This window comes from Alphaproteobacteria bacterium (assembly GCA_015231795.1).
Taxonomy (GTDB): Bacteria; Pseudomonadota; Alphaproteobacteria; order Rhodospirillales; family WMHbin7; genus WMHbin7.
In genome coordinates, this window is the sequence record JADGAX010000001.1 from 543,071 (window position 1) to 562,211 (window position 19,141).

The window sequence follows — 19,141 nt, forward strand, 5'->3', positions numbered from 1 at the left end:
AGGTTAACCTACCAGAATTCCAGAAAAACAGAAGCATTAAGAAGGGTCTGCGACGGCCATCACAGCGACTCGGAAAATCAACGCCTAGGGCCTTCCCTGAAGCAGGTCGCGGACATCGGTGAAGGTGTCCACCAACTCCGTTCCTAAAGCAAAGGTTGCGGCTATGATGGCCACTCCAACCCCCATGGCGATCAAAGCATATTCGATGGCTGTAGCGCCCCGCTCGCAGGAGAATTTGCTTTGATCTGGCATGGCGCTCGTCTCGTCCGCCTGTTCTTGTCCGGAAAGCCTAACCCCCGGCAAGCCGAACGGCAAGCAGACCAAGGCGCATATTTTTATAGCTTGACCGGTACGCCTGCCTAGTTTTTAGTCGCTATAATGTTCAAGCCCGCATAATTCAAAGGGTTATGGCTGGCATGCGGCGTGCTATGAGTGATCGGACAAGCCGCTTTGGCAAATGGCAAGGGATGCATGGACGCTTTTGACGAAATGCGGGGACCCAAGGGCATGGTTGCCGCCGCCTATCAGGCCATTGCCGAATGGCTGTACGCGACTCCTCCCGAATTGCTGGACGACAAGCGGCGCGAAGCCGAAATCCTGTTTCGCAGAATCGGCATCACTTTCAACGTCTATGGCGAGGACGCGGGCGCCGAGCGCCTGATCCCCTTCGACATCATTCCCAGGGCCCTGGGTCCCGGCGAATGGACCAAACTGTCCAAGGGCCTGGAACAAAGGGTACGCGCGCTGGATGCCTTTCTGTCCGACATCTATCACGAACAGGAAATCTTGAAGGCGGGCAAAATTCCCGTCGCCAAGGTGCTGAACAACGACCTGTACCGGCCGGAAATGCAGGGCATCGAAGTGCCGGGCGGCGTTTACGTGCAGGTGGCGGGCATCGACGTCGTGCGCACCGACCCCGATCATTTCTTCGTTCTGGAAGACAATCTCAGAACGCCGTCCGGCGTCTCTTACATGCTGGAAGACCGCGCCGTGATGATGCGCCTGTTCCCCGATCTGTTCGCCAAGGCAAAAGTGGCGCCGATCGATCATTATCCGCACGAATTGCTGCGCACACTGCGCTCGGTCGCCCCCTCGCATGCCGGCGCCGACCCGGTGGTGGCGCTGCTGACCCCCGGCCCCTACAACAGCGCCTATTTCGAACATGCCTTCCTGGCCGAGGAAATGGGCATCGAACTGGTCGAGGGCCAGGACCTGTTCGTGCAAGACGACGCCGTTTTCATGCGCACCACCATGGGGCCGAAGCGCGTCGACGTGATCTATCGCCGCCTGGACGACGAGTTCATCGACCCCTTGGCCTTCCATCCAGATTCGATGTTGGGCGTGCCGGGCTTGCTGTCGGTCTATCGCAAGGGGGGCGTCACGCTGGCCAATGCGCTGGGCACCGGCGTCGCCGACGACAAGTCGGTTTATCCCTACGTGCCCGAAATGGTGCGCTTCTATCTGGGCGAGGAACCGATCTTGCAAAACGTGCCGACCTGGCTTTTGGAGCGCCCCGACGATCTGTCTTACGCCCTGGATCATCTGTCCGAACTGGTGGTCAAGGAAACGCAAGGCTCGGGCGGCTATGGCATGCTGGTGGGGCCGAAGGCCAGCAAGCAGGAGATCGAGGATTTCAGGGCCAAGATCAAGGCCAATCCCCAGGGCTATATCGCCCAGCCCACGCTGGCCCTGTCCACATGCCCCACCTTCACCGACGAAGGAATAGCGCCCCGCCATGTCGATCTGCGCCCCTTCATCCTGCACGGCAAGCACAGCATTTCAATCGTGCCCGGCGGCTTGACCCGCGTCGCCTTGCGCAAGGGATCATTGGTGGTCAATTCGTCGCAGGGCGGCGGCACCAAAGACACCTGGATACTGGAGGAATAGGCATGCTGAGCCGCACCGCCGAAAACCTCTACTGGACCGGACGCTACATGGAGCGGGCCGAGAACCTGTCCCGCCTGCTCGACGTCAGCTTCAGGGCCGCCTTGCTGCCCGCCGCAGACGCCAATCCCGCCGCCGACTGGCAATCCGCCCTCGACATTCTGGGCATCACCGACGCCTACAAGGCCAAGCATGGCGGCATCAATCAAGACAGCGTAATCGTGTTCCTGACGCTGGACACCAGCCATCCCTATTCGATCAAGTCGTGCATCGACCAGTCCAGGGAAAACGCCAGAACGCTGCGCGCCACGCTATCGGTCGAATTGTGGGAAAGCCTGAACACCACCTGGCTTGAGATGAAGAACATCTCGCGCCAAAGCCTTTTGGAACGCGGCCCCCGCACTGTCTTTGATTGGGTGAAAGAACGCTCGCACCTGTTCAGGGGCGTCGCCTATTCGACGCTTCTGCACAACGACGCCTTCCATTTCCTAAGGCTAGGCACCCATCTGGAACGAGCCGACAACACGTCTCGCCTGCTGCAGGCCAAGGATCGCAGCCTGGGTGCGCTGCCGCCCGAAGGCGGCACCGCTTATTATCAGTGGGGAGCGGTTCTGCGCTCGGTCAGCGCCTTTCGCGCCTATACCCAGATCTATCGCGACGTCATCGAACCCGTGCGGGTGGCCGAACTTCTGATCCTGAAGGCCGAAATGCCGCGCTCTTTGCGCTTTTGCTTCGATCAGATCACGAACGCGCTGGACGCGCTTGGCCAGGGACGCGATCTGGAATGTCGGCGTCTGGCCGGAGAAACGCAGGCGAAATTGCGCTATTCGCGCATCGAACACCTGGAAAGCCAGGGCGTTGGCGACTTCCTCAGCGTCATTCTCAACCGCCTGAATGGACTTGGCGTCCAGATCGGGCGCGATTTCCTGATGACCGTGTAAGGAGCGGCAGCGACATGCGCCTCAACATCCATCATGAAACGGTCTATCACTACGCGGCTCCTGCCAGCTACAGCATCCAATATCTGCGCCTGACGCCGCCCACCGTTCCCGGCCAACGCGTCCTGTCTTGGAAACTGTCGGCCCCCGCCCCCCTGCGGCCCTGGACCGACGCTTTCGGCAATCAGGCCCATGTCCTGGTGATCGACCAGCCGCACGAGGAAATCCGCCTCATGGCCACCGGCGAGGTGGAAAGCGACGACGTTCTGCACCTGTTGCCCGGCGAGGGCGAGTTGCACCCGCCATCGCTTTACCTGCGCGGCTCGCGCCTGACCGAAGCCGACAACGCCCTAACCGATTTTGCACGCTCCTTGAACATCCCGCTTCAAGGCGGGCGTCGCCAAGGGCTGGACGGGTTGATGCACGCCATCAGGGACCTTGTGGATTATCAACCGGGCATCACCGACGCCGCCACCAAAGCGTCCGAAGCCTTCGGCCACAAGGCGGGCGTCTGCCAGGATCATGCGCACATCTTCATCGCCTGCTGCCGCACGCTGGGCATTCCGGCCCGCTATGTCAGCGGCTATCTATGCACCGCCAAACTGGGCGAGGAAGGCATGGCCAGCCACGCCTGGGCCGAAGCCTGGATCGACGATGAAAGCGCGTCGGGCTGGGCCACCTTCGACGTCGCCAACCGCACCCAGGCGGGCGAGGCGCATGTGCGGCTTGCCCACGGACTTGACTATCTCGACGCCTGCCCGGTGCGCGGCATGCGCAAGGGAGGGCGCGGCGAAGCGCTTGACGTTCTGGTGCATGTCGGCGAGGCTTCGCACGAACCCAAGCGCCAGACGGCCAGGGAAACGGCGCGCCGCAGGCAATCCGAACAGAGCCAACAGTAATTCGTTCAATCCAATCAAAGGCATGACATGACATATTGCGTCGGCGTTCTTCTCGATCAAGGGCTGGTCATGGCCAGCGACACGCGCACCAATGCGGGCGTCGACAATGTCGCCAGTTTTCGCAAAATGACCATCTTCAACGTGCCGGGAAAGCGCAATATCGTGCTTCTGTCGGCTGGAAATCTGGCCATCACTCAGACCGCCGTCGCCGTGATCGACGAATGGCGCCACGGCAAGAACGCCAAGCTGAATATCGACAAGGCGCCCAGCATGTTCAGGGTGGCGGGAATCATCGGCAAGGCGCTGCGCGAGGTTTATCACCAGGACGCCGATTATCTGAAGAAGCACAATGCCGAATTCAACGCCACCTTCCTTCTGGGCGGCCAGATCAAGGGTGAAAGGCCGCGCCTGTTTCAGATATACGGCGCTGGCAACTTCATCGAGGCGCAGGCGGAAACCCCCTTCTTGCAAATCGGCGAAATCAAATATGGAAAGCCGGTCTTCGACCGTCTTCTGACCATGGCCATGCCGATGGACGAAGCTGGCAAACTGATTCTGATCTCGTTCGATTCCACCATGCGGTCGAACATTTCTGTGGGACTGCCGATCGATCTTCTCATCTTGCGCAAGGACAATTTCAAAAAGCCGGAAATCCGGCGCATCGGCGAGAAGGACCCTTATTTCGCCGATCTGCGCGCCCGCTGGGGCAGCGCGCTGCGCAAAACCTTCGAAAGCCTGCCGCCGCTTCCATTAGAAAGCTGAAATTTACCGCCTTGCCCCGCCTTTCCTTTTGCGCAATGCTTGCTCCAACAATAAAACCATGGGAGGAGCGGCATGGCCATCGAATGGAACGAACGCGCATTTCGGCTAGGCGTCGACGATATCGACGCCGACCATCACAGGAAAATCGAAGCCCTCAACAAGGTCGAGTTCCTGATCGAGAACGAGGCCGAGCAGGCCGTGATCGCCAAGGCGCTTGACGACCTGATCAAAGGAACGGCCGAACATTTCGCCCGCGAGGAGGAACTGATGCGCCGCACCAGATATCCGGCCTTGGCCAAGCACATCGAATTGCACAAGGAATTCCTGGAGCGCCTAAGCGGCCTGCATGCCAACAGCTTTTCCGCCGAAACGCAGACCGACGCCAGGGCAGAATTGGATTTCTTTTCCGACTGGATGACCGTGCATATCCAGAACGCCGACCGCAATTACGTTCATTGGCTTCACCCGGAAAGATGATGATCGAGATCGGCTTTCCTCCTTTGGACAGCGACCATCGCTATCTGATGGCGATGCTGGATGAATTGGCCAGGGCGGCCCGAGACGGCGCCGACGCTTTATTGCTGGAAGACCAGTCGCTGGAAGTGGCGGCCAGCCTTGAATCCCATTTCGCCAAGGAAGAACGCATGCTTGAGGAATGTTTGGATGCGAAGCGCAGCCAACATATGGCAAGACACGCCGACTTGCTGGACCGCATGAACGGCATGAACGGCCAAGTTTTGTCAGCCCTGGGACCCGAGGGCGCTTACGAGCGAATCCTGTCCTTCGCGAATGAACTGGCCGAAGAAGTGGAAGCCTTCGATCTGGACGCCGTGCCCGGTATCATCGCCCTGCAGAAAAGCTAGGCGCATGCCCCTTCCCGCCTGGAACCCGCAATCCTTCGCCAGACGCCGCCCGTTTCTTCAAGCGAGAGGCAAGATTCTGAAGGCCGTGCGCGACTGGTTCGAAAGCCAGGATTTCGCCGAGGTGGAAACGCCCTGCCTTCAAACGTCGCCCGGCTTGGAAGTGCATTTGAAGGCCTTTTCGACCGAGTTGAATGAGCCGTTCGAAACTTCGCCCGGGCGCCTGTATCTGCACACCTCGCCCGAATTCGCCATGAAGAAGCTGCTGGCGGCGGGCGTGCCGCGCCTCTATCAGTTGGCTCATTGCTTTCGCAACGAAGAGCGCAGCCCAACGCATCACCCCGAATTCGCCATGCTGGAATGGTACCGGGCCAATGAAACAGTCGATAGCTTGATGGCCGACTGCGAGGCGCTGCTGAAACTGTCGTTGCAGGCGGCGGGGCGCGACCATTTTTCCTGGCAGGGCAAGAAGTGCGACGCCAGCCTTCCTTGCCAGCGGATCAGCGTGGGCGATGCCTTCCATGAATTCGCGGCCATCGATCTTCTGTCCACGATAACCGATCCCGACGATCCCGATCCGCGACCTTTGGCCGAAGCGGCCAAGACCATCGGCATCCACGCGCAACCGGCGGATCGCTGGGAAGATGTATATTTCCGTATTTTTCTGGAACATATTGAACCGCATCTGGGCATCGGCGCGCCGACCTTCCTGACCGGTTACCCATTATGCATGGCGGCGCTGGCAAGGACCGATTTGAAAGATTCTCGACTGGCGCAACGTTTCGAGCTGTATATCTCCGGTCTTGAACTGGCAAACGCCTTTGGAGAATTGACAGATTCCAAGGAACAGCGCAGGCGCTTCGAGCGAGATCAGCGGCTTAAGCGTCAATTATATGGCGATAGCTACCCAATCGACGAAGATTTTCTTTCTGCTTTGTCTTTCATGCCGGAAAGTGCTGGAATAGCGCTTGGCTTTGATCGTCTTGTTATGTTGTCCGTCCATGCCGAGAAGATTGACGACGTGATTTGGCTGCCAGTTATAAGACCTTAGCGCCGACGCTTGCAAAAGACGCCGCTTTTTTCTAAAGAGAAGGCGGTCGCGGGGGCGGCGGAAAAAAAGAAACAATTATTTTGCGGGTTATCTTATGAGCGCCTCACAGGCAACGGCTACCGTTCTGCCGCCGGTTGACATCACGCCAGAAACGCGCAACGCCATCGTGGATGGGTTGAAGCAGTGTCTTGGCGTTTTTCAGGCCGCCAAGAAAGTGAAGAATGAGATCAGCTATCAGAACCTGATCGAGAATCCGGCGGCTCTGTACCAATTCATCCAGATCTACCGCGCCAATCGCGAAATGGTCGATAGCATCGTCAAGGCGAAATCGGGCCAACCGGTGCGCGACGACGATACGGAATTGGCTTGCGGTGTTTCCCTATCCCAAGTGCAGCGCCTGCTGATTCTGACCGCCGCCAAGCGGCATTTCGGCGTGTCCGGCGCCATCCAGAAACCGGCCGAGGAAAAGAAGGGCGGCATCGGATCGCTGTTTCGCAAATCGGAAGCCAAGGCGGAAGCCCCCTCGCGCACCAACGAGGAGCGCAAGCTGTCGGAACTGGCGAAATATCTGGCCTATGACTGGCAGATTCCGCTTTTGCAGGTCTACCGCGATTCCCTTACCTACCAGCACGTCATGGAATTGGGGCCGGAACTGACCCTATTGAAGGACGCCAAGGCCATCGCCCAGGCCGGAAGGCTTGATCCGGCGCAGGTGCGCAAGGCCCGCCAGGTGGTGGGCGGCGACTTCGTGAACCTGATCTCGGACAATCCCAAGGCCATCGAAGGCGTGATCTACTGGAACGCCGACATGTACAAATTCTTCCGCTCGTTGCTGGGAGACAAGGCCTGGATTTTCTTTGGCCGCGACCAACAGTATTTCAACGCCCTCGCCTCGTTCGAAAAAGCCAAACTCAGACTGTTCGGCGACGCGTTGGCCTATATGGCCCCCGAATGCTTGATCGAGTTCGAACGCCTCAACATCGACAAGATCAACGCCATGATGGAGGCCTTCAGGGGCAATTTCGGCGACGATCTGGAAATGATTCTGTCGCAGAAAAGTTTCGCCTTCGACGTCATGCACCGGCTGGTCGAAAGCTTCGTGCATTTGAAGAAAGAACCCGACCAGTTGAAGGTTTATGCCGACATGACCTGCAAGGCGATCCTGCCCAGCATGCAAGAATGGCTGGCGAAGACGAAAGCTAGCTCGACGCCTTCCTGATCGCCTCGTTCATCGCTTGCACCCCAGCCCCAGCTCCGTCTGGATGCGCCCACACGCCCGACGAGACGGCCAGAAAATCGGCGCCCGCCTGCACCAAAGGCGCCGCGTTTTCAGCCGTTATGCCGCCGATGGCGACCGACGGCACCACCGTCACATCGCGCCACCATTGCAAAATTTCAGGCAAAGCCCTGCTTTTCGCTTCTTTGGTCGAGGTGGGGTAGAAAGCGCCGAAAGCCACGTAGTCTGCCCCGGCATCGCCCGCCTCCATGGCCAGATGACGGGAATCGTGGCAGGTGACGCCAACGATGGCCTTGGGTCCCAGAATGCGTCTGGCTTCGGCGTAGGACGCGTCCTCTTGGCCGACATGCACGCCGTCGGCATTGCAAGCCTTGGCCAGATCAGGCAGATCATTCACCAGAAACGCCGCTCCATGCGATTGCGCAAGCGGACCCAGCCTTTGCGCCGCCTGCAAGATGGCGGCATCCGGGCAATCTTTCAGGCGCAATTGCACCACAGCCACGTCGCCCGCCCCCAGCGCCTCGGCCATGGTTGCGGCAAAGCGATCCAGATCGGGGATGGCGGGCGGGGTGATCAGATACAAGCGGCAGGCCGGTTGTTTGGTCATCGTTTTGGCTTCCTTTTTATCTCGATCCTGGCCCCTTGGGCTTTCGCAATGTCCATCAACCTTGCTGCGCTTTTCATTCCGGCATCGATGCGCACCACATCGGCCCCGCGCGCCAAGGCGTCCATCGCCAGTGCAGATGCAGGTCCTGCATCGACCAGGGTCTGAACGGCAACGCCGGAAACAACTGCCTTGGCCTGCCCCACCAGGGCCAGAAACCAGGCCGCCCCCTGTATCTCCGCCACCCGAGGGGGGCTTTCAAGAATCAACAAGCAGTCCTGTTCGCGCGCCGCCTCGAGCGCCAAAATGGCCCCTGGCAAATCGTGAATGCAAACCGTCATTGATCTTTGTTTAGCCATTAGCTGCTTGTATTTCCTAATATTGAGGCTCAGTCTTAGCCAGTCTAACCCGATGGAGAGTTCCGTTGAAGCCCCGCTTACGCCAGATCGCGTCCGCCCTTGCCCTTCTGCTGGCAATCTTTGCAGCTTGGACCTTCTTGAGAGCGCCAACGGTCGAGGTAGCGCCGGTTTCGCGCGGCCTTGCCGTCGAGGCGATTTACGCCACCGGTACCGTCGAACCCCTACGTTGGGCCAGAATATCCCCCACGGTAACGGCCAGACTGGTCGAAGTCATGGTCAAGGAAGGCGATCAAGTGCAGGAGGGCGACCTGCTGGCCCGCCTCGACGATGGCGAGGCCAAGGCGCGCGTGGGCGAACTGACCGCCCGCGAAACATTCCTGAAACAGGACCTGGATCGCGTCGCCCGCCTGGAAAAAAGCGAATTCGCCAGCCGCCAATCCAGCGAGCGGGCCAGAAGCGAGTTGGGACAAGCCGCCAACGCCAGGGTCGCCGCCCAGAAGCGATTGAATGAATACGAACTGGCCTCGCCGGTATCGGGCACCGTGCTGCGCCGCGACGGCGAACCCGGCGAAGTGATGCAACCGGGTTCCGTGCTGTTCTGGGTCGGCGAACCCAAGCCCTTGCGGGTGACCGCCGAGATCGACGAGGAAGACATCGTCCGGATCAATCTGGGGCAGAAGGCGCTGTTGAAGGCCGACGCCTTTCCGGGCCAAGCGCTGGAATCCAGCGTGGCGGAAATCACGCCCAAGGGAGACCCGGTCAACAAAACCTATCGCGTGCGCCTTCATCTGCCCGACGAATCCAGGCTTCTGATCGGCATGACGGTCGAGGTGAATGTGATCGTGCGGGAATCGCCAGACGCCCTGCTGGTTCCCGCCACCGCCATCGAGACCGGTCATTTATGGGTGGTACGAGATGGGAGAGCTGAACGGCGCAGCGTGAAGGTTGGCGCCCTTGGCGTCGCCAAAAGCGAAATCCTGGAAGGCGTCAACGAGGGCGATCTGGTGATCGTGTCGCCCGACAAGGCCCTGAAGGAGGGCCAGCGGGTGTCTGGCAAAACCGTGGAACAGCCGTGAAACTACTTTTGCACATAGCCCTTGGGCATCTGTTGGCCCGCAAACGGCAAACGCTGGTCTCGATGATGGGCGTCGCCATGGGGGTGGGTTTCACCATCGCCATGTCGTCGCTGATGGAAGGTTCGCAGCGCGATTTCATCTCGCGCATCGTCGACAACATGCCGCACGTCACTTTGAAGGACGAATTTCGCGCCAATCCCGCCCAGCCGGTCGATCTTGTCTATCCCAAGGGGGCCGTGGCCTTGAAAGGCGTCAAGCCCAAGGACGAGATCAGAGGCATCAAAGCGCCCTGGAACAAGATCGCCGCCCTTGAAACCATGCCTGGCGTTCGCGTCGCCCCCTCCTTGCACGCCCAGATTTTTCTTAGTTTCAGCGGCAAGGATGTGGCGGTCAACCTGCTGGGCATCGACATCGAGCGCGAGCGCAGGGCGTCGCGCATCGAAGAAGACATCAGCACCGAAGGCGGCCTGACCGCGCTTGAAAGCGCCGCCAACGGCATCATCATCGGCAAGGGCTTGGCGTCGAAACTGGGCGTGCAGATGAACGACACGCTGACGGCCGCCTCGGCGTCGGGCGTCGTGATGAAGATGAAGGTGGTGGGGCTGTTCCATACCGGCATCATCTCGACCGACAATGGCCAAGCCTTCGCGCTGATCAAGAAGGCGCAGATTCTGGCCGACCGGCCCAATGTGATCAACCAGATGCGCATCAAGCTGGCCGATCCCATGCAAGCCATCGAGATCGCCGCCAAGCTGGAGCAACGCTGGGGCTACAGGGCGGAATCCTGGCAAGAATCGAACGAAGGGCTTTTGGGCGCCTTCGTCATCCGAAACACGGTGATGTACATTACCGTCTCGGCCATTCTGATCGTCGCCAGCTTCGGCATCTTCAACGTCGTCTCGACCGTCGTCTTCGAGAAAACGCGAGACATCGCCATCCTGCGCTCGATGGGGTTCGAACCCGCCGACATTCGGGGCATCTTCCTGCTTGAAGGTTTCCTGGTCGGTCTATTGGGCGCTTTGCTGGGCTGGGCGCTGGGTTTTGGCCTGTGCCAGATTCTGGGCATGGTGCGCTTCAACATCAAGATGATGACCGAGGTGCAGGGTTTCATCCTGCATTCAAGCTGGATTCACTACACCATGTCGGGCGGCGTCGCCGCGGCATCGGCCACCCTGGCCGCTTGGCTGCCCGCCAACAAGGCTTCGCGCTTGAAGCCGGTTGAAATCATCAGGGGCGCCGCATGACGACAGGGGCAGCGATAGAAGCCAGGAAGCTGGCGCGCATTCTGCCGGGCCTGATTCCCGTCACCCTGGTCGATGGCGTCGATTTCATGGCGAAGCCCGGCGAGCTGGTGGCGATTACCGGGGCGTCTGGCTCCGGCAAGTCGTCGTTGCTTTATCTGCTGGGACTGTTGGACGAACCCACATCTGGCTCGGTGATCATCGACGGCATCGACAGCGCCAGCCTGACCGATGCCCAGCGCACGCATCTGCGCCTGGAACGTCTGGGTTTCGTTTTCCAGTTCCATTTCCTGCTGCCCGAATTTTCGGTGCTGGACAATGTTTGCATGCCCATGAAAAAGCTGAACGCCTTGCCAGAACAGGCCCAGGCCGAACGCGGGCGCATGCTGCTGAAAGACCTGGGGCTTGAAGGGTCCGAGAAAAAATTGCCGGAGCAGCTTTCGGGCGGCGAGCGACAAAGGGTGGCCGTCGCCAGGGCGCTGGCCAACGCCCCCAGCATTCTGTTGGCCGACGAGCCGACCGGCAACCTGGACAGCAAGAACAGCCACGCCGTTTTCGACATCTTCCGCCGCCTGACCCGTCAGGACGGCAAGACGATCATCGCCGTCACCCATGACCAGGAACTAGCCAGCGCTTGCGACCGCCAGGTCCATCTGGCCGATGGACAGGTGGTGGAATGACTTGCGTCGACAGGGAATGAGGCAGACAACATTGACCACATTATCATTCCTCCAGGATTGACGCCCCGTTCGCCTGGGCCTATCCTCGCCGCGAATTTAAGAAAGTCAGGCTCTTGAGCAGCAACAACGCCAGCAAAGCGCCCCCGAAGTGCAACCAGGCAATCGCGCGCCTGGAGCGCGCCATTGCGCGTCTGGAACGGGCCGCTCAGCACGGCAGTTCCAAGGCCGATCCCAACGCGGCCCGCCTGGAAGCCGAACTGGCCGAGATGCGCCAACTGACGGAACTGGTGGCCGGGCGACTGGATGGCGCCATCGGGCGCATCCGCCTCGCGCTGGAGAATTAGCCATGGGTCAGATTACCGTTACGGTCAATCAACGCCCCTATGTCATCGCCTGCGACGATGGCCAGGAAGCGCATCTGACCAGACTGGCCCGCTATGTCGATGACAGAATCAAACAGTTGGTGGCCGCTGTCGGACAGGCGGGCGAAGCCAGATTGTTGTTGATGGTCAGCCTGCTGCTGGCCGACGAGCTTTCCGAAGCCTATGAGCAAAGCAAGCGTCTGGGGGCCGGGCTGGAACCCAGTTCCGACGAAACCTTGGCCCGATCGCTCGACAAATTGGCAAGTCGAATCGAAACCATTGCCGAACGCCTGGAACAGGCATAGAGTCGTCAATGGACGGTTGCTGCACGACCCGTCAGGTCGGAACGTCCCTGGGGCCAATACAATACCTCTTGGGAGCTGTCCCTACCAGGACCGTGGTCCTGGCATATGGCGCCCACCTGCACTTGCAGGCCACAGAGGTGACGCTGGGCCAACGATCGCGGCGGCACCGTCCACTTTCTTTCCCTTCCATGTTTTCCTCATGATGGATGGCAAGCGAGATTTGCGCCGCGCCTTGCGAGCGGCACGCCGGGATGCGCGCCCCCTTCTGGGCGGACGAGCCGCCCTTCGTTTGGCGACCCACGCCCTTCCCCATCTGCCTTGCCAGCCGGGCAACGTCGCCACCGGCTACTGGCCGGTCGGTTCCGAAATGGACCCTCGCCCCTTGATGCTGGCCCTGCAAGACAAAGGCATGCGCCTAGCCCTGCCGGTGGTGGTGGGACGAGACGAGCCGCTGGCCTTCTGCGCCTTCGATTTCGACGACGCGCTGACGCCCGGCATCATGGGCACACCGGAACCAGCCGCCGACAAGGAACGGCTTGACCCCGACATCCTTCTGGTGCCCTTGCTGGGCTTCGACAAAAGCGGGCTGCGCCTGGGCCAAGGAGGCGGCTTTTACGACCGCACGCTGGAATCGCTTCGCAGGCGGCGGCGCATCTTCGCCCTGGGCATCGCCTATGCCGCGCAAGAGGTGGTCAGCCTGCCCTTTCTGGCCCATGATCAGAAACTGGACGCCATCGCCACCGAACAAGGCTTCATCAAAATATGAAACTGCTTTTTCTTGGAGACATCGTAGGCCGCAGCGGACGCGACGCCGTCGTGGCGCTGCTGCCCGGCCTGAAGCGCGACATGGCTCTTGACGCCATCGTGATCAATGGCGAGAACGCGGCGCACGGCTTCGGCATTACGCCAAAGCTGTGCCAGGAATTTTACGCCGCCGGGGTCGACGCCATCACGCTTGGCAATCATTCATGGGATCAGAAGGAATTGATGGCCTATGCCGATTCCGATCCCCGGCTGATCCGCCCCTTGAACACAGTGCGGGGAACGCCGGGGCGCGGATTCGCCATTCTTGAACTGCCCAGAGGCAAGAAACTTCTGGCCGCCCAGGTGATCGGGCGACTGTTCATGGACGCCGCCGACGATCCCTTTGGCGCCATCGACGACCTGCTGGCCCGCTATCCCTTGAAGGGCGCCGTTTCGGCCATTCTGGTCGATGTGCATGCCGAAGCGACCAGCGAGAAAATGGGCATGGGGCATTATCTGGATGGCCGGGTCTCGGCGGTCATCGGCACGCATTCGCACATCCCCACCGCCGACGCCCAGGTGCTGCCAAAGGGCACGGCTTACCAAACCGACGCGGGCATGTGCGGCGACTACGATTCCGTCATCGGCATGGGCAAGGAAACCGCCGTCTTCAAGTTGTCGCGCAAACTGCCCACCGACCGCTTGGCCCCCGCCGACGGCCAAGCCACCGTTTGCGGCGTGCTGGTCGAAATCGACAACGCCACCGGACTGGCCAGTTCCATCGCCCCCTTGCGCCTGGGCGGCCGATTGATCCAGGCGAGCGCATCATGGTGATCCTGCCGGTCTATGACGACAATCCGGCCACTAGGCCCGCCTTGGTCACCTGGGGCATGATGGCGGCTTGCGTCCTGGCTTTTCTGTGGCAGATGGGTTTGGGTCCGGATGCGGGACAAGAGGCCGTGCTCAGCCTGGGCATGATTCCCGCCGTGGTTTCCGGCCAGGCAGAGCTTGCGCCCGAACTTTACCTGATTCCCGGCTGGGCCACCTTGCTCAGTTCGATGTTCCTGCATGGCGACATCATGCATCTGGCGGGCAATATGTTGTTCCTATGGATCTTTGGCAACAATGTCGAGGATGCCATGGGACATTGGCGCTACTTTGTTTTCTATCTGCTGTGCGGCGTTGCCGCCGCCATGGCGCAGATGTTGCCGAATCTTGCATCGGAAATTCCGATGATCGGCGCGTCGGGCGCCATCAGCGGCGTGCTGGGAGCTTATCTTCTGCTTCATCCCAAGGCCAATGTGCGCGTCTTCATGTGGATCGTGGTGATCGTACGCATCTTGAACGTGCCCGCCGTGATCGTGCTGGGACTGTGGTTCGCCATGCAGATATTCAGCGGCATGAGCGCGCCTGCGGGCGAAGCAGGCATCGCCTTCTGGGCGCATGCGGGCGGTTTCGTAGCCGGGATGGCCTTGATCCCCCTTTTCAAATACGCAAACGTGCCCTTGCTTCAAGGCGCCCAAAGCCAGGCATTTTCCGTGACGCGCCAATTGCCGCCCAGGAAGGGACCCTGGGGGTAGAGCCTCTTGCGATAAATCTGAAGCATTTCGCCGGGGCGATTTTCCGTCGCAGGCAGGAGAAGGGCGAAAAGCGTAGCAGGGACTACGGTTGAGACCTTCGACGAACCTGCGCCGAAAAAGCGCCCGGCCCATTTGGGTCGCGTTGGGTCGGACGCCTCTAAGCGAAATGCCACTCGTGCGATGCGCCGCATCGCCCTTCGCGTCCTTCCACTTCAGGCGCACGCGCCCGAACGCGACGAAACTGCGTCAGATTTATCGCAAGAGGCTCTGATCACTTATCCTTTGAAATCGGCGACCAATCGGGTTCCGCCTTTTTCTTGCGATCAGTCGCCATCTGTCCAATGGGCAACATCTCGACCGGCCTGCTTTGGCGTTCATGGGCGACCATGGTCCATTGGTCCTTGGCGGCTGGCTTCTGTCCCTCGACCAGACGGCCCTTCGGCCCGCCCATCCCTTCGATCTTCTTGACCGAAACGGCTGTCTCGGCCGCCGCCAACACCGCCCCCACATCGACCCGCCCATCGGCATTCACCATGTCGGCCAAGGCGATATTGGCCAAGCGCACGTCGGGCACCACGCCATCCACTTTGCCGGTGCTGAACTTTTCGCCCACCAACTTCTGCCCCAACTGCACCGCCGCGTCATAACCGCGCTTGGCACTTTCCTTTTCGTCGGCCCCCGGCATCAACATCAGAAACACGTCTTCGCCCTGGCTAAGACAAGACTCGCCCTGGCCCAGATGGCGGCGAAGGGTGCTTTCGGACAGCATGCGGATGGTGTTGGCCCTGGTCGCCCAGGCTTCGCCGATGGCAATCCGGTAATCTTTCAGCGAAATCACCTGCAGCCTGGCCCTGGGGTGCTTTTTCAGCAGATCGTCCAGCGCCAGGGCCACCCAGGTCTCCTCCTCTCTGCTTTTCGAGGCAGCCGCCATTTCGGACACGGCCTCTTCCGGCTTTTCCTTGAACAAGGCCTTGCGAATTTTGCCAAAAAGGGACTTTCCCTCGGCCATATTCAACCCCCAGCAGGAAGCAGCGAACGGTGCGATAAATTAGCGCCTGAATTTAGTGGCGGCCAACTACCTAGGCAAGCCCGGCAAAGAGGTTGTCGCCTGAAAGCGATTAAGCTAAGGTATCGCGCCTGAAATTATCATGATTCCAGGCCGATGATTTTCTGCTCTGGGAGACTTTGCATTCATGGCCAGAATTCGCCCGCTTCTCGATGCCAAGCCCCCAGCGCTGGGAGTGGCCCTGACCGCCCTGTTGCTGTCGGCCACCCCCGTCATGGCCCAGCAGGTCATCACCGACAACAGTTCGATTTATTCCAACAACCCAAACGTTTACATTGATCTTGGGGTTTTGGACCAACTGGGCCAGCCGGCCAGTCTGCAATCATTGCTGTCGGGCCGTCAGGCGACCGAAGCCGGCTATCCCCAACTGGCTGTGCCCTCACAGCAAAAACTGAAGCTGAAGGCCCCGGCCAAGCCGGTCGTTGCCTCCAAGCCCAAGCCCAAGCCGGTCGAGACCGTGCTGGCCGAACCCGCCGCCACGCTTAAAGTCCCCAGCTACGAACCCGTGTCGGCCACGCCAGCCCCCAAAACGGCTGTCGAGACGGCGCCCGCCGCCCCCATGCCCCCGGCGCCGCCCAAGATCGCCGAGGCGCCCAGCGCCCCAACCCCAATCGCCAAAGCGCCCGAAGCGCCCAAGCCGCCCTCCGTGCCCGCGCCGCCCTCGATCGAGGCCAAGCAGGTGACGCCGGTGCCGCCCAGCGTCCCCGAAATCAGCCGCCCCACTGAAACCGCCTCCCTGCCCGACGCAGCGGCTCCGTCCGTGATGGAAAGCGGCGAAACCCTGATGCAGGTCGTTTTCGCCGATGGCGCCACCCGCATTCCCGACAACAAACTGACCGACCTGAAAGCCCTGGCCGGTCGCATGAGCAAGGACGAGGATATCCGCCTTCAACTGCTGGCTTATGCCGAGGGCACCGACGCCAACGCCAGCAAGGCGCGTCGCCTGTCCTTGTCCAGGGCCTTGGCCGTTCGCTCTTACCTGATCGATCAAGGCGTGCGCTCGACCCGCATCGATGTGCGAGCGCTGGGCAACAAGGCGGGTAGCGGCCCGGCCGAGCGCGTCGATGTCGTGATGATGAAGAAGTAGCCCTTTAAAGCAACTTGCGATCAAAAGGCCACGGCGTCGCCCGTGGCCTTTTTGATGTCGGCGGCCAGCGTTTCCAGAAGTTCGCCGCCGCCACGAGTCGAATGCCAGGAATCGCCGCCGTCTTGCGATGCATAATGCGAAGCCCCGCTGATCGGCGAAGCCAGCCAGATTTGCTTCATCGGCGCATTGCCGTTCAGAACGAATTGTCGACCGTCGTCCAACTCGATGGTCAGGACGTTGCCCTGCTGTTCGGCATCCAGCCCCGCCGCCTCGACCGCTTGCGCGATGCGGTCCAGCAATTGGGCGGCAAGGGTCGCAAATCGGGAATCGTCGATAACCATGGGCTTTTTCCTCAGAGGCCTCTTAAAGAAAGATAAGGTCTTCGCCTGCCTCTTTCCAGCGCCTTTCCATAGATGGACAGCGTGGCCTCCATCTGCCTGTCCATGCGCAACTCGGCAATGGCAAAAGCCTTGGCATTTCCTGCCAGACGGTTCGCTAGGTCGGTATCCGTCGCCAGTTTCTCGATAGCCCTGGCCAGCGACAAGGGATCACCGGGCGGCACCAGCAATCCCGTCTTGCCGTCCTGAACCAGTTCGGGCAATCCGCCCACCTTCGTCGCCACCACCGGCTTACCGGCAGCAAAGGCCTGGGGCACCACGCGCGACTGGGCCTCCAGACGCGAAGGGACGGCAACCAATTCCGATGCGCCAAGAAGGTTTGGAATATCGTTTCGGTAACCCGTCCAGCGAATGCGGTCTGTGACTCCTTGCTCCCGCGCCAGCGTCAATAGCGCTTGGCCATAATCGTCGCCTTCTCCAGTCGCTGCGCCGATCATCATGACAATGTAGCTGTCGGGCAGATGCGCCAGGGCATTGATCAGAATGTCCTGCCCCTTATCGGGACGAAACATGCCAACGCAAACGATGACGGTCTGATTCGTCTGGATTCCAAATTCATTGCGCAATCCTTGGCGCACTAGTTCCGATGGCTGCGTAAAGAAGAAATCATCCGCCCACTCGCCCACCACCCAAGTACGCTCGGGGTCCACCAATCCATCGGCGATCATCGACTTGGCAATGCAGTCGGCAACGGCAATGACCGCATCCGCTCCCCAACGCCATTGAAGCGAACGCATTGCGCCCGGCTTTAAACGCTGCGTGATATGGCGCGAGCGGACAACGGCAACCAGATCGCGGCAAAGCATCAGAACCTTGGCGTCACGGGTGACATGCGCATCGACGACCTCGATCTCCAGATCACGGATCAGGGCGCGCATTTGTCGGATGGTGTTCAAATGCCACGGGCGATCGAAATCGACGTCGATAAGGGGAAGTCCCTGCGCCGAAGCGCGCTTAAAGCTCTCACCGCCCTTGGGCGTCGCCAGCCACGCCTGATGGCCGTGTGCATTCAGCCAAGCGATCTGTTCCAGGACGCGAAATTCCATCCCTCCCCAATTCAAGCCCGGAATGGTGTGCAGGATTCGCATCAAACAAGCAGGAACCGCGAGAGAATGGACGGCGTCGCTTCCGGTTTCAAGGCGATCGACGTCAGGTTTCTCGCTGCCAGCCCCTCCGCCAATGAGCGCATGACCTCAAGTGTGGCGAATGATTTAAGCCCTCCGTCAGGAAGATCGCCAACCGGCTGGTCGTGCATCAGAATAATCGCTCTAGGTAAGTTCGGGCGGTCGAGAAGTTGGCCCACATGGATGCGGGCCGCCTCGGCGACGGCCCTCTCATCCACGCAATTTGATGCGATCATATGGTCTTTGGTCGACAGCCCCCAATGGGCAATCTGACAACCCGGCATCCAGGAAGCGAGAGCTTGATGGACCTTGGCATTCCTGTAACCGCCATTATAAGGCAGGCGAACCAGATAGGGGGTGGGTGTTGGGCGGAAACCTGCCAGCAACCTTTCTGCCCGCGTCATATCGTCGATCAGGCGTGCGGAGGGTTGACGATCCAGCCGGATATGCTCCCAGCCATGCGCATATACAGCATGGCCTTCTTGAATGATGGATTGGACAAGCCCTGGCGCTCTTTCCGCTCGAAAGCCCGAGACGAAAAAAGTGGCCAGCATCTTGTGACGTGAAAGGAGAGACAATAACCCTGGCGTCGCCTCTGGCGTGGGCGCGTCATCAATGGTGATCGCCACTTCGTTCGAACGGGCAGACCCCACCTTGCGAAGCACCGGAACCCAGCGGCCAAAAGACAATGAAATTTTTGCCATCGAGAATTAGTCTACTGTCTCTTATTTCCGCTCCCAGCCTCGGGAGTCGAAACAAGTATAACAACCTAGCCGTCACCCATTCTACTGCGCACAATCACTCAGAAAAGCAATGAGGTGATTTGTTGCGGCATGAATTGATATATTATTTATCAACACACACTGCTATCTAGGCTATTAGTT

At 60.0% G+C, this 19,141-nt stretch carries 24 protein-coding genes and 1 other RNA gene; 18 read left to right on the plus strand and 7 right to left on the minus strand.

What is annotated here, in order from left to right; all coding sequences use genetic code 11:
* Nucleotides 1-84: 84 nt before the first annotated feature.
* Nucleotides 85-252: a Flp family type IVb pilin gene (locus HQL44_02595; protein ID MBF0267461.1), complete on the minus strand. Its 168-nt coding sequence runs from the start codon at nt 250-252 to the stop codon at nt 85-87.
* A gap of 219 nt (nt 253-471) precedes the next feature.
* Between HQL44_02595 and HQL44_02600 the strand changes: the two genes are divergently transcribed.
* From HQL44_02600 to HQL44_02635, 8 genes are all read left to right on the plus strand, one after another.
* The gene (locus HQL44_02600) at nt 472-1,887 is read left to right on the plus strand and encodes a circularly permuted type 2 ATP-grasp protein (protein MBF0267462.1); all 1,416 of its coding nucleotides are present in this window, start codon (nt 472-474) and stop codon (nt 1,885-1,887) included.
* 2 nt (nt 1,888-1,889) lie between these two features.
* On the plus strand, nt 1,890-2,825 hold the full coding sequence (locus HQL44_02605) for an alpha-E domain-containing protein (GenBank protein MBF0267463.1): 936 nt from the start codon (nt 1,890-1,892) through the stop codon (nt 2,823-2,825).
* Nucleotides 2,826-2,839: 14 nt separating this feature from the next.
* The gene (locus HQL44_02610) at nt 2,840-3,721 is read left to right on the plus strand and encodes a transglutaminase family protein (protein ID MBF0267464.1); all 882 of its coding nucleotides are present in this window, start codon (nt 2,840-2,842) and stop codon (nt 3,719-3,721) included.
* A gap of 27 nt (nt 3,722-3,748) precedes the next feature.
* Nucleotides 3,749-4,483 (plus strand): peptidase, encoded by a 735-nt coding sequence (locus HQL44_02615; GenBank protein MBF0267465.1) that lies wholly within the window; start codon nt 3,749-3,751, stop codon nt 4,481-4,483.
* A gap of 72 nt (nt 4,484-4,555) precedes the next feature.
* The gene (locus HQL44_02620; protein ID MBF0267466.1) at nt 4,556-4,960 is read left to right on the plus strand and encodes a hemerythrin family protein; all 405 of its coding nucleotides are present in this window, start codon (nt 4,556-4,558) and stop codon (nt 4,958-4,960) included.
* Nucleotides 4,957-5,346: a hemerythrin domain-containing protein gene (locus tag HQL44_02625; GenBank protein MBF0267467.1), complete on the plus strand. Its 390-nt coding sequence runs from the start codon at nt 4,957-4,959 to the stop codon at nt 5,344-5,346. The genes HQL44_02620 and HQL44_02625 overlap by 4 nt, the downstream gene beginning before the upstream one ends.
* Nucleotides 5,347-5,350: 4 nt before the next feature.
* Nucleotides 5,351-6,394 carry an EF-P lysine aminoacylase GenX gene (genX, locus tag HQL44_02630; GenBank protein ID MBF0267468.1) on the plus strand — a complete coding sequence of 348 codons (1,044 nt, stop codon included), beginning with the start codon at nt 5,351-5,353 and terminating at the stop codon, nt 6,392-6,394.
* Between the two features lie 94 nt (nt 6,395-6,488).
* Nucleotides 6,489-7,613: a hypothetical protein gene (locus tag HQL44_02635; GenBank protein ID MBF0267469.1), complete on the plus strand. Its 1,125-nt coding sequence runs from the start codon at nt 6,489-6,491 to the stop codon at nt 7,611-7,613.
* On the opposite strand, the gene thiE is transcribed toward HQL44_02635, so the two are convergent.
* Nucleotides 7,594-8,238, minus strand: coding sequence for a thiamine phosphate synthase (gene thiE / locus HQL44_02640; GenBank protein ID MBF0267470.1), 645 nt, complete (start codon nt 8,236-8,238; stop codon nt 7,594-7,596). The two genes, HQL44_02635 and thiE, sit on opposite strands and share 20 nt — an antisense overlap.
* A complete protein-coding gene (locus HQL44_02645) occupies nt 8,235-8,576 on the minus strand; it encodes a hypothetical protein (protein ID MBF0267471.1) in 342 nt (113 codons plus the stop codon). The genes thiE and HQL44_02645 overlap by 4 nt, the downstream gene beginning before the upstream one ends.
* A gap of 83 nt (nt 8,577-8,659) precedes the next feature.
* Here HQL44_02645 and HQL44_02650 point away from each other — a divergent pair, with 83 nt between their 5' ends.
* The 9 genes from HQL44_02650 to HQL44_02690 all read left to right on the plus strand — a co-directional run bounded on the left by HQL44_02650 (nt 8,660) and on the right by HQL44_02690 (nt 14,582).
* Nucleotides 8,660-9,670 carry an efflux RND transporter periplasmic adaptor subunit gene (locus tag HQL44_02650; protein ID MBF0267472.1) on the plus strand — a complete coding sequence of 337 codons (1,011 nt, stop codon included), beginning with the start codon at nt 8,660-8,662 and terminating at the stop codon, nt 9,668-9,670.
* A 62-nt stretch (nt 9,671-9,732) separates the two neighbouring features.
* Nucleotides 9,733-10,914, plus strand: coding sequence for an ABC transporter permease (locus HQL44_02655; GenBank protein ID MBF0267473.1), 1,182 nt, complete (start codon nt 9,733-9,735; stop codon nt 10,912-10,914).
* A complete protein-coding gene (locus HQL44_02660) occupies nt 10,911-11,591 on the plus strand; it encodes an ABC transporter ATP-binding protein (GenBank protein ID MBF0267474.1) in 681 nt (226 codons plus the stop codon). Before HQL44_02655 ends, HQL44_02660 begins: the two co-directional genes overlap by 4 nt.
* Before the next feature lie 113 nt (nt 11,592-11,704).
* A complete protein-coding gene (locus HQL44_02665) occupies nt 11,705-11,935 on the plus strand; it encodes a hypothetical protein (protein MBF0267475.1) in 231 nt (76 codons plus the stop codon).
* Nucleotides 11,936-11,937: 2 nt separating this feature from the next.
* Nucleotides 11,938-12,258, plus strand: a complete 321-nt coding sequence (gene zapA, locus HQL44_02670) for a cell division protein ZapA (GenBank protein MBF0267476.1) — start codon at nt 11,938-11,940, stop codon at nt 12,256-12,258.
* A 13-nt stretch (nt 12,259-12,271) separates the two neighbouring features.
* Nucleotides 12,272-12,429: non-coding RNA, 6S RNA (gene ssrS, locus HQL44_02675), on the plus strand.
* Nucleotides 12,430-12,457: 28 nt separating this feature from the next.
* Nucleotides 12,458-13,024, plus strand: a complete 567-nt coding sequence (locus HQL44_02680) for a 5-formyltetrahydrofolate cyclo-ligase (GenBank protein ID MBF0267477.1) — start codon at nt 12,458-12,460, stop codon at nt 13,022-13,024.
* On the plus strand, nt 13,021-13,836 hold the full coding sequence (locus HQL44_02685; protein ID MBF0267478.1) for a YmdB family metallophosphoesterase: 816 nt from the start codon (nt 13,021-13,023) through the stop codon (nt 13,834-13,836). Before HQL44_02680 ends, HQL44_02685 begins: the two co-directional genes overlap by 4 nt.
* The gene (locus HQL44_02690; GenBank protein MBF0267479.1) at nt 13,830-14,582 is read left to right on the plus strand and encodes a rhomboid family intramembrane serine protease; all 753 of its coding nucleotides are present in this window, start codon (nt 13,830-13,832) and stop codon (nt 14,580-14,582) included. Before HQL44_02685 ends, HQL44_02690 begins: the two co-directional genes overlap by 7 nt.
* Before the next feature lie 271 nt (nt 14,583-14,853).
* On the opposite strand, the gene HQL44_02695 is transcribed toward HQL44_02690, so the two are convergent.
* Nucleotides 14,854-15,591 carry a hypothetical protein gene (locus HQL44_02695; GenBank protein ID MBF0267480.1) on the minus strand — a complete coding sequence of 246 codons (738 nt, stop codon included), beginning with the start codon at nt 15,589-15,591 and terminating at the stop codon, nt 14,854-14,856.
* 616 nt (nt 15,592-16,207) lie between these two features.
* Between HQL44_02695 and HQL44_02700 the strand changes: the two genes are divergently transcribed.
* Nucleotides 16,208-16,735 (plus strand): OmpA family protein, encoded by a 528-nt coding sequence (locus tag HQL44_02700; GenBank protein MBF0267481.1) that lies wholly within the window; start codon nt 16,208-16,210, stop codon nt 16,733-16,735.
* Between the two features lie 20 nt (nt 16,736-16,755).
* Here the strand turns inward: HQL44_02700 and cyaY are convergent, their stop codons facing one another.
* Genes cyaY through HQL44_02715 form a run of 3 tightly spaced genes read right to left on the minus strand, consistent with a single transcriptional unit; the run spans nt 16,756 to nt 18,961 of the window.
* Complete coding sequence (gene cyaY / locus HQL44_02705) at nt 16,756-17,076, minus strand: iron donor protein CyaY (GenBank protein MBF0267482.1); 321 nt, start codon at nt 17,074-17,076, stop codon at nt 16,756-16,758.
* Between the two features lie 11 nt (nt 17,077-17,087).
* Complete coding sequence (locus tag HQL44_02710; protein ID MBF0267483.1) at nt 17,088-18,221, minus strand: glycosyltransferase family 4 protein; 1,134 nt, start codon at nt 18,219-18,221, stop codon at nt 17,088-17,090.
* Complete coding sequence (locus HQL44_02715; GenBank protein MBF0267484.1) at nt 18,221-18,961, minus strand: polysaccharide deacetylase family protein; 741 nt, start codon at nt 18,959-18,961, stop codon at nt 18,221-18,223. Before HQL44_02715 ends, HQL44_02710 begins: the two co-directional genes overlap by 1 nt.
* Nucleotides 18,962-19,141 lie beyond the last annotated feature (180 nt).

Excerpts from the sequence above, each read along its gene's own strand:
- HQL44_02595 (MBF0267461.1), bottom strand. The coding sequence starts at position 252 with ATGCCAGATCAAAGCAAATTCTCCTGCGAGCGGGGCGCTACAGCCATC.
- HQL44_02600 (MBF0267462.1), top strand. The coding sequence starts at position 472 with ATGGACGCTTTTGACGAAATGCGGGGACCCAAGGGCATGGTTGCCGCC.
- HQL44_02605 (MBF0267463.1), top strand. The coding sequence starts at position 1,890 with ATGCTGAGCCGCACCGCCGAAAACCTCTACTGGACCGGACGCTACATG.
- HQL44_02610 (MBF0267464.1), top strand. The coding sequence starts at position 2,840 with ATGCGCCTCAACATCCATCATGAAACGGTCTATCACTACGCGGCTCCT.
- HQL44_02615 (MBF0267465.1), top strand. The coding sequence starts at position 3,749 with ATGACATATTGCGTCGGCGTTCTTCTCGATCAAGGGCTGGTCATGGCC.
- HQL44_02620 (MBF0267466.1), top strand. The coding sequence starts at position 4,556 with ATGGCCATCGAATGGAACGAACGCGCATTTCGGCTAGGCGTCGACGAT.
- HQL44_02625 (MBF0267467.1), top strand. The coding sequence starts at position 4,957 with ATGATGATCGAGATCGGCTTTCCTCCTTTGGACAGCGACCATCGCTAT.
- genX (MBF0267468.1), top strand. The coding sequence starts at position 5,351 with ATGCCCCTTCCCGCCTGGAACCCGCAATCCTTCGCCAGACGCCGCCCG.
- HQL44_02635 (MBF0267469.1), top strand. The coding sequence starts at position 6,489 with ATGAGCGCCTCACAGGCAACGGCTACCGTTCTGCCGCCGGTTGACATC.
- thiE (MBF0267470.1), bottom strand. The coding sequence starts at position 8,238 with ATGACCAAACAACCGGCCTGCCGCTTGTATCTGATCACCCCGCCCGCC.
- HQL44_02645 (MBF0267471.1), bottom strand. The coding sequence starts at position 8,576 with ATGACGGTTTGCATTCACGATTTGCCAGGGGCCATTTTGGCGCTCGAG.
- HQL44_02655 (MBF0267473.1), top strand. The coding sequence starts at position 9,733 with ATGATGGGCGTCGCCATGGGGGTGGGTTTCACCATCGCCATGTCGTCG.
- HQL44_02660 (MBF0267474.1), top strand. The coding sequence starts at position 10,911 with ATGACGACAGGGGCAGCGATAGAAGCCAGGAAGCTGGCGCGCATTCTG.
- zapA (MBF0267476.1), top strand. The coding sequence starts at position 11,938 with ATGGGTCAGATTACCGTTACGGTCAATCAACGCCCCTATGTCATCGCC.
- HQL44_02680 (MBF0267477.1), top strand. The coding sequence starts at position 12,458 with ATGATGGATGGCAAGCGAGATTTGCGCCGCGCCTTGCGAGCGGCACGC.
- HQL44_02685 (MBF0267478.1), top strand. The coding sequence starts at position 13,021 with ATGAAACTGCTTTTTCTTGGAGACATCGTAGGCCGCAGCGGACGCGAC.
- HQL44_02690 (MBF0267479.1), top strand. The coding sequence starts at position 13,830 with ATGGTGATCCTGCCGGTCTATGACGACAATCCGGCCACTAGGCCCGCC.
- HQL44_02695 (MBF0267480.1), bottom strand. The coding sequence starts at position 15,591 with ATGGCCGAGGGAAAGTCCCTTTTTGGCAAAATTCGCAAGGCCTTGTTC.
- HQL44_02700 (MBF0267481.1), top strand. The coding sequence starts at position 16,208 with ATGCCCCCGGCGCCGCCCAAGATCGCCGAGGCGCCCAGCGCCCCAACC.
- cyaY (MBF0267482.1), bottom strand. The coding sequence starts at position 17,076 with ATGGTTATCGACGATTCCCGATTTGCGACCCTTGCCGCCCAATTGCTG.
- HQL44_02710 (MBF0267483.1), bottom strand. The coding sequence starts at position 18,221 with ATGCGAATCCTGCACACCATTCCGGGCTTGAATTGGGGAGGGATGGAA.
- HQL44_02715 (MBF0267484.1), bottom strand. The coding sequence starts at position 18,961 with ATGGCAAAAATTTCATTGTCTTTTGGCCGCTGGGTTCCGGTGCTTCGC.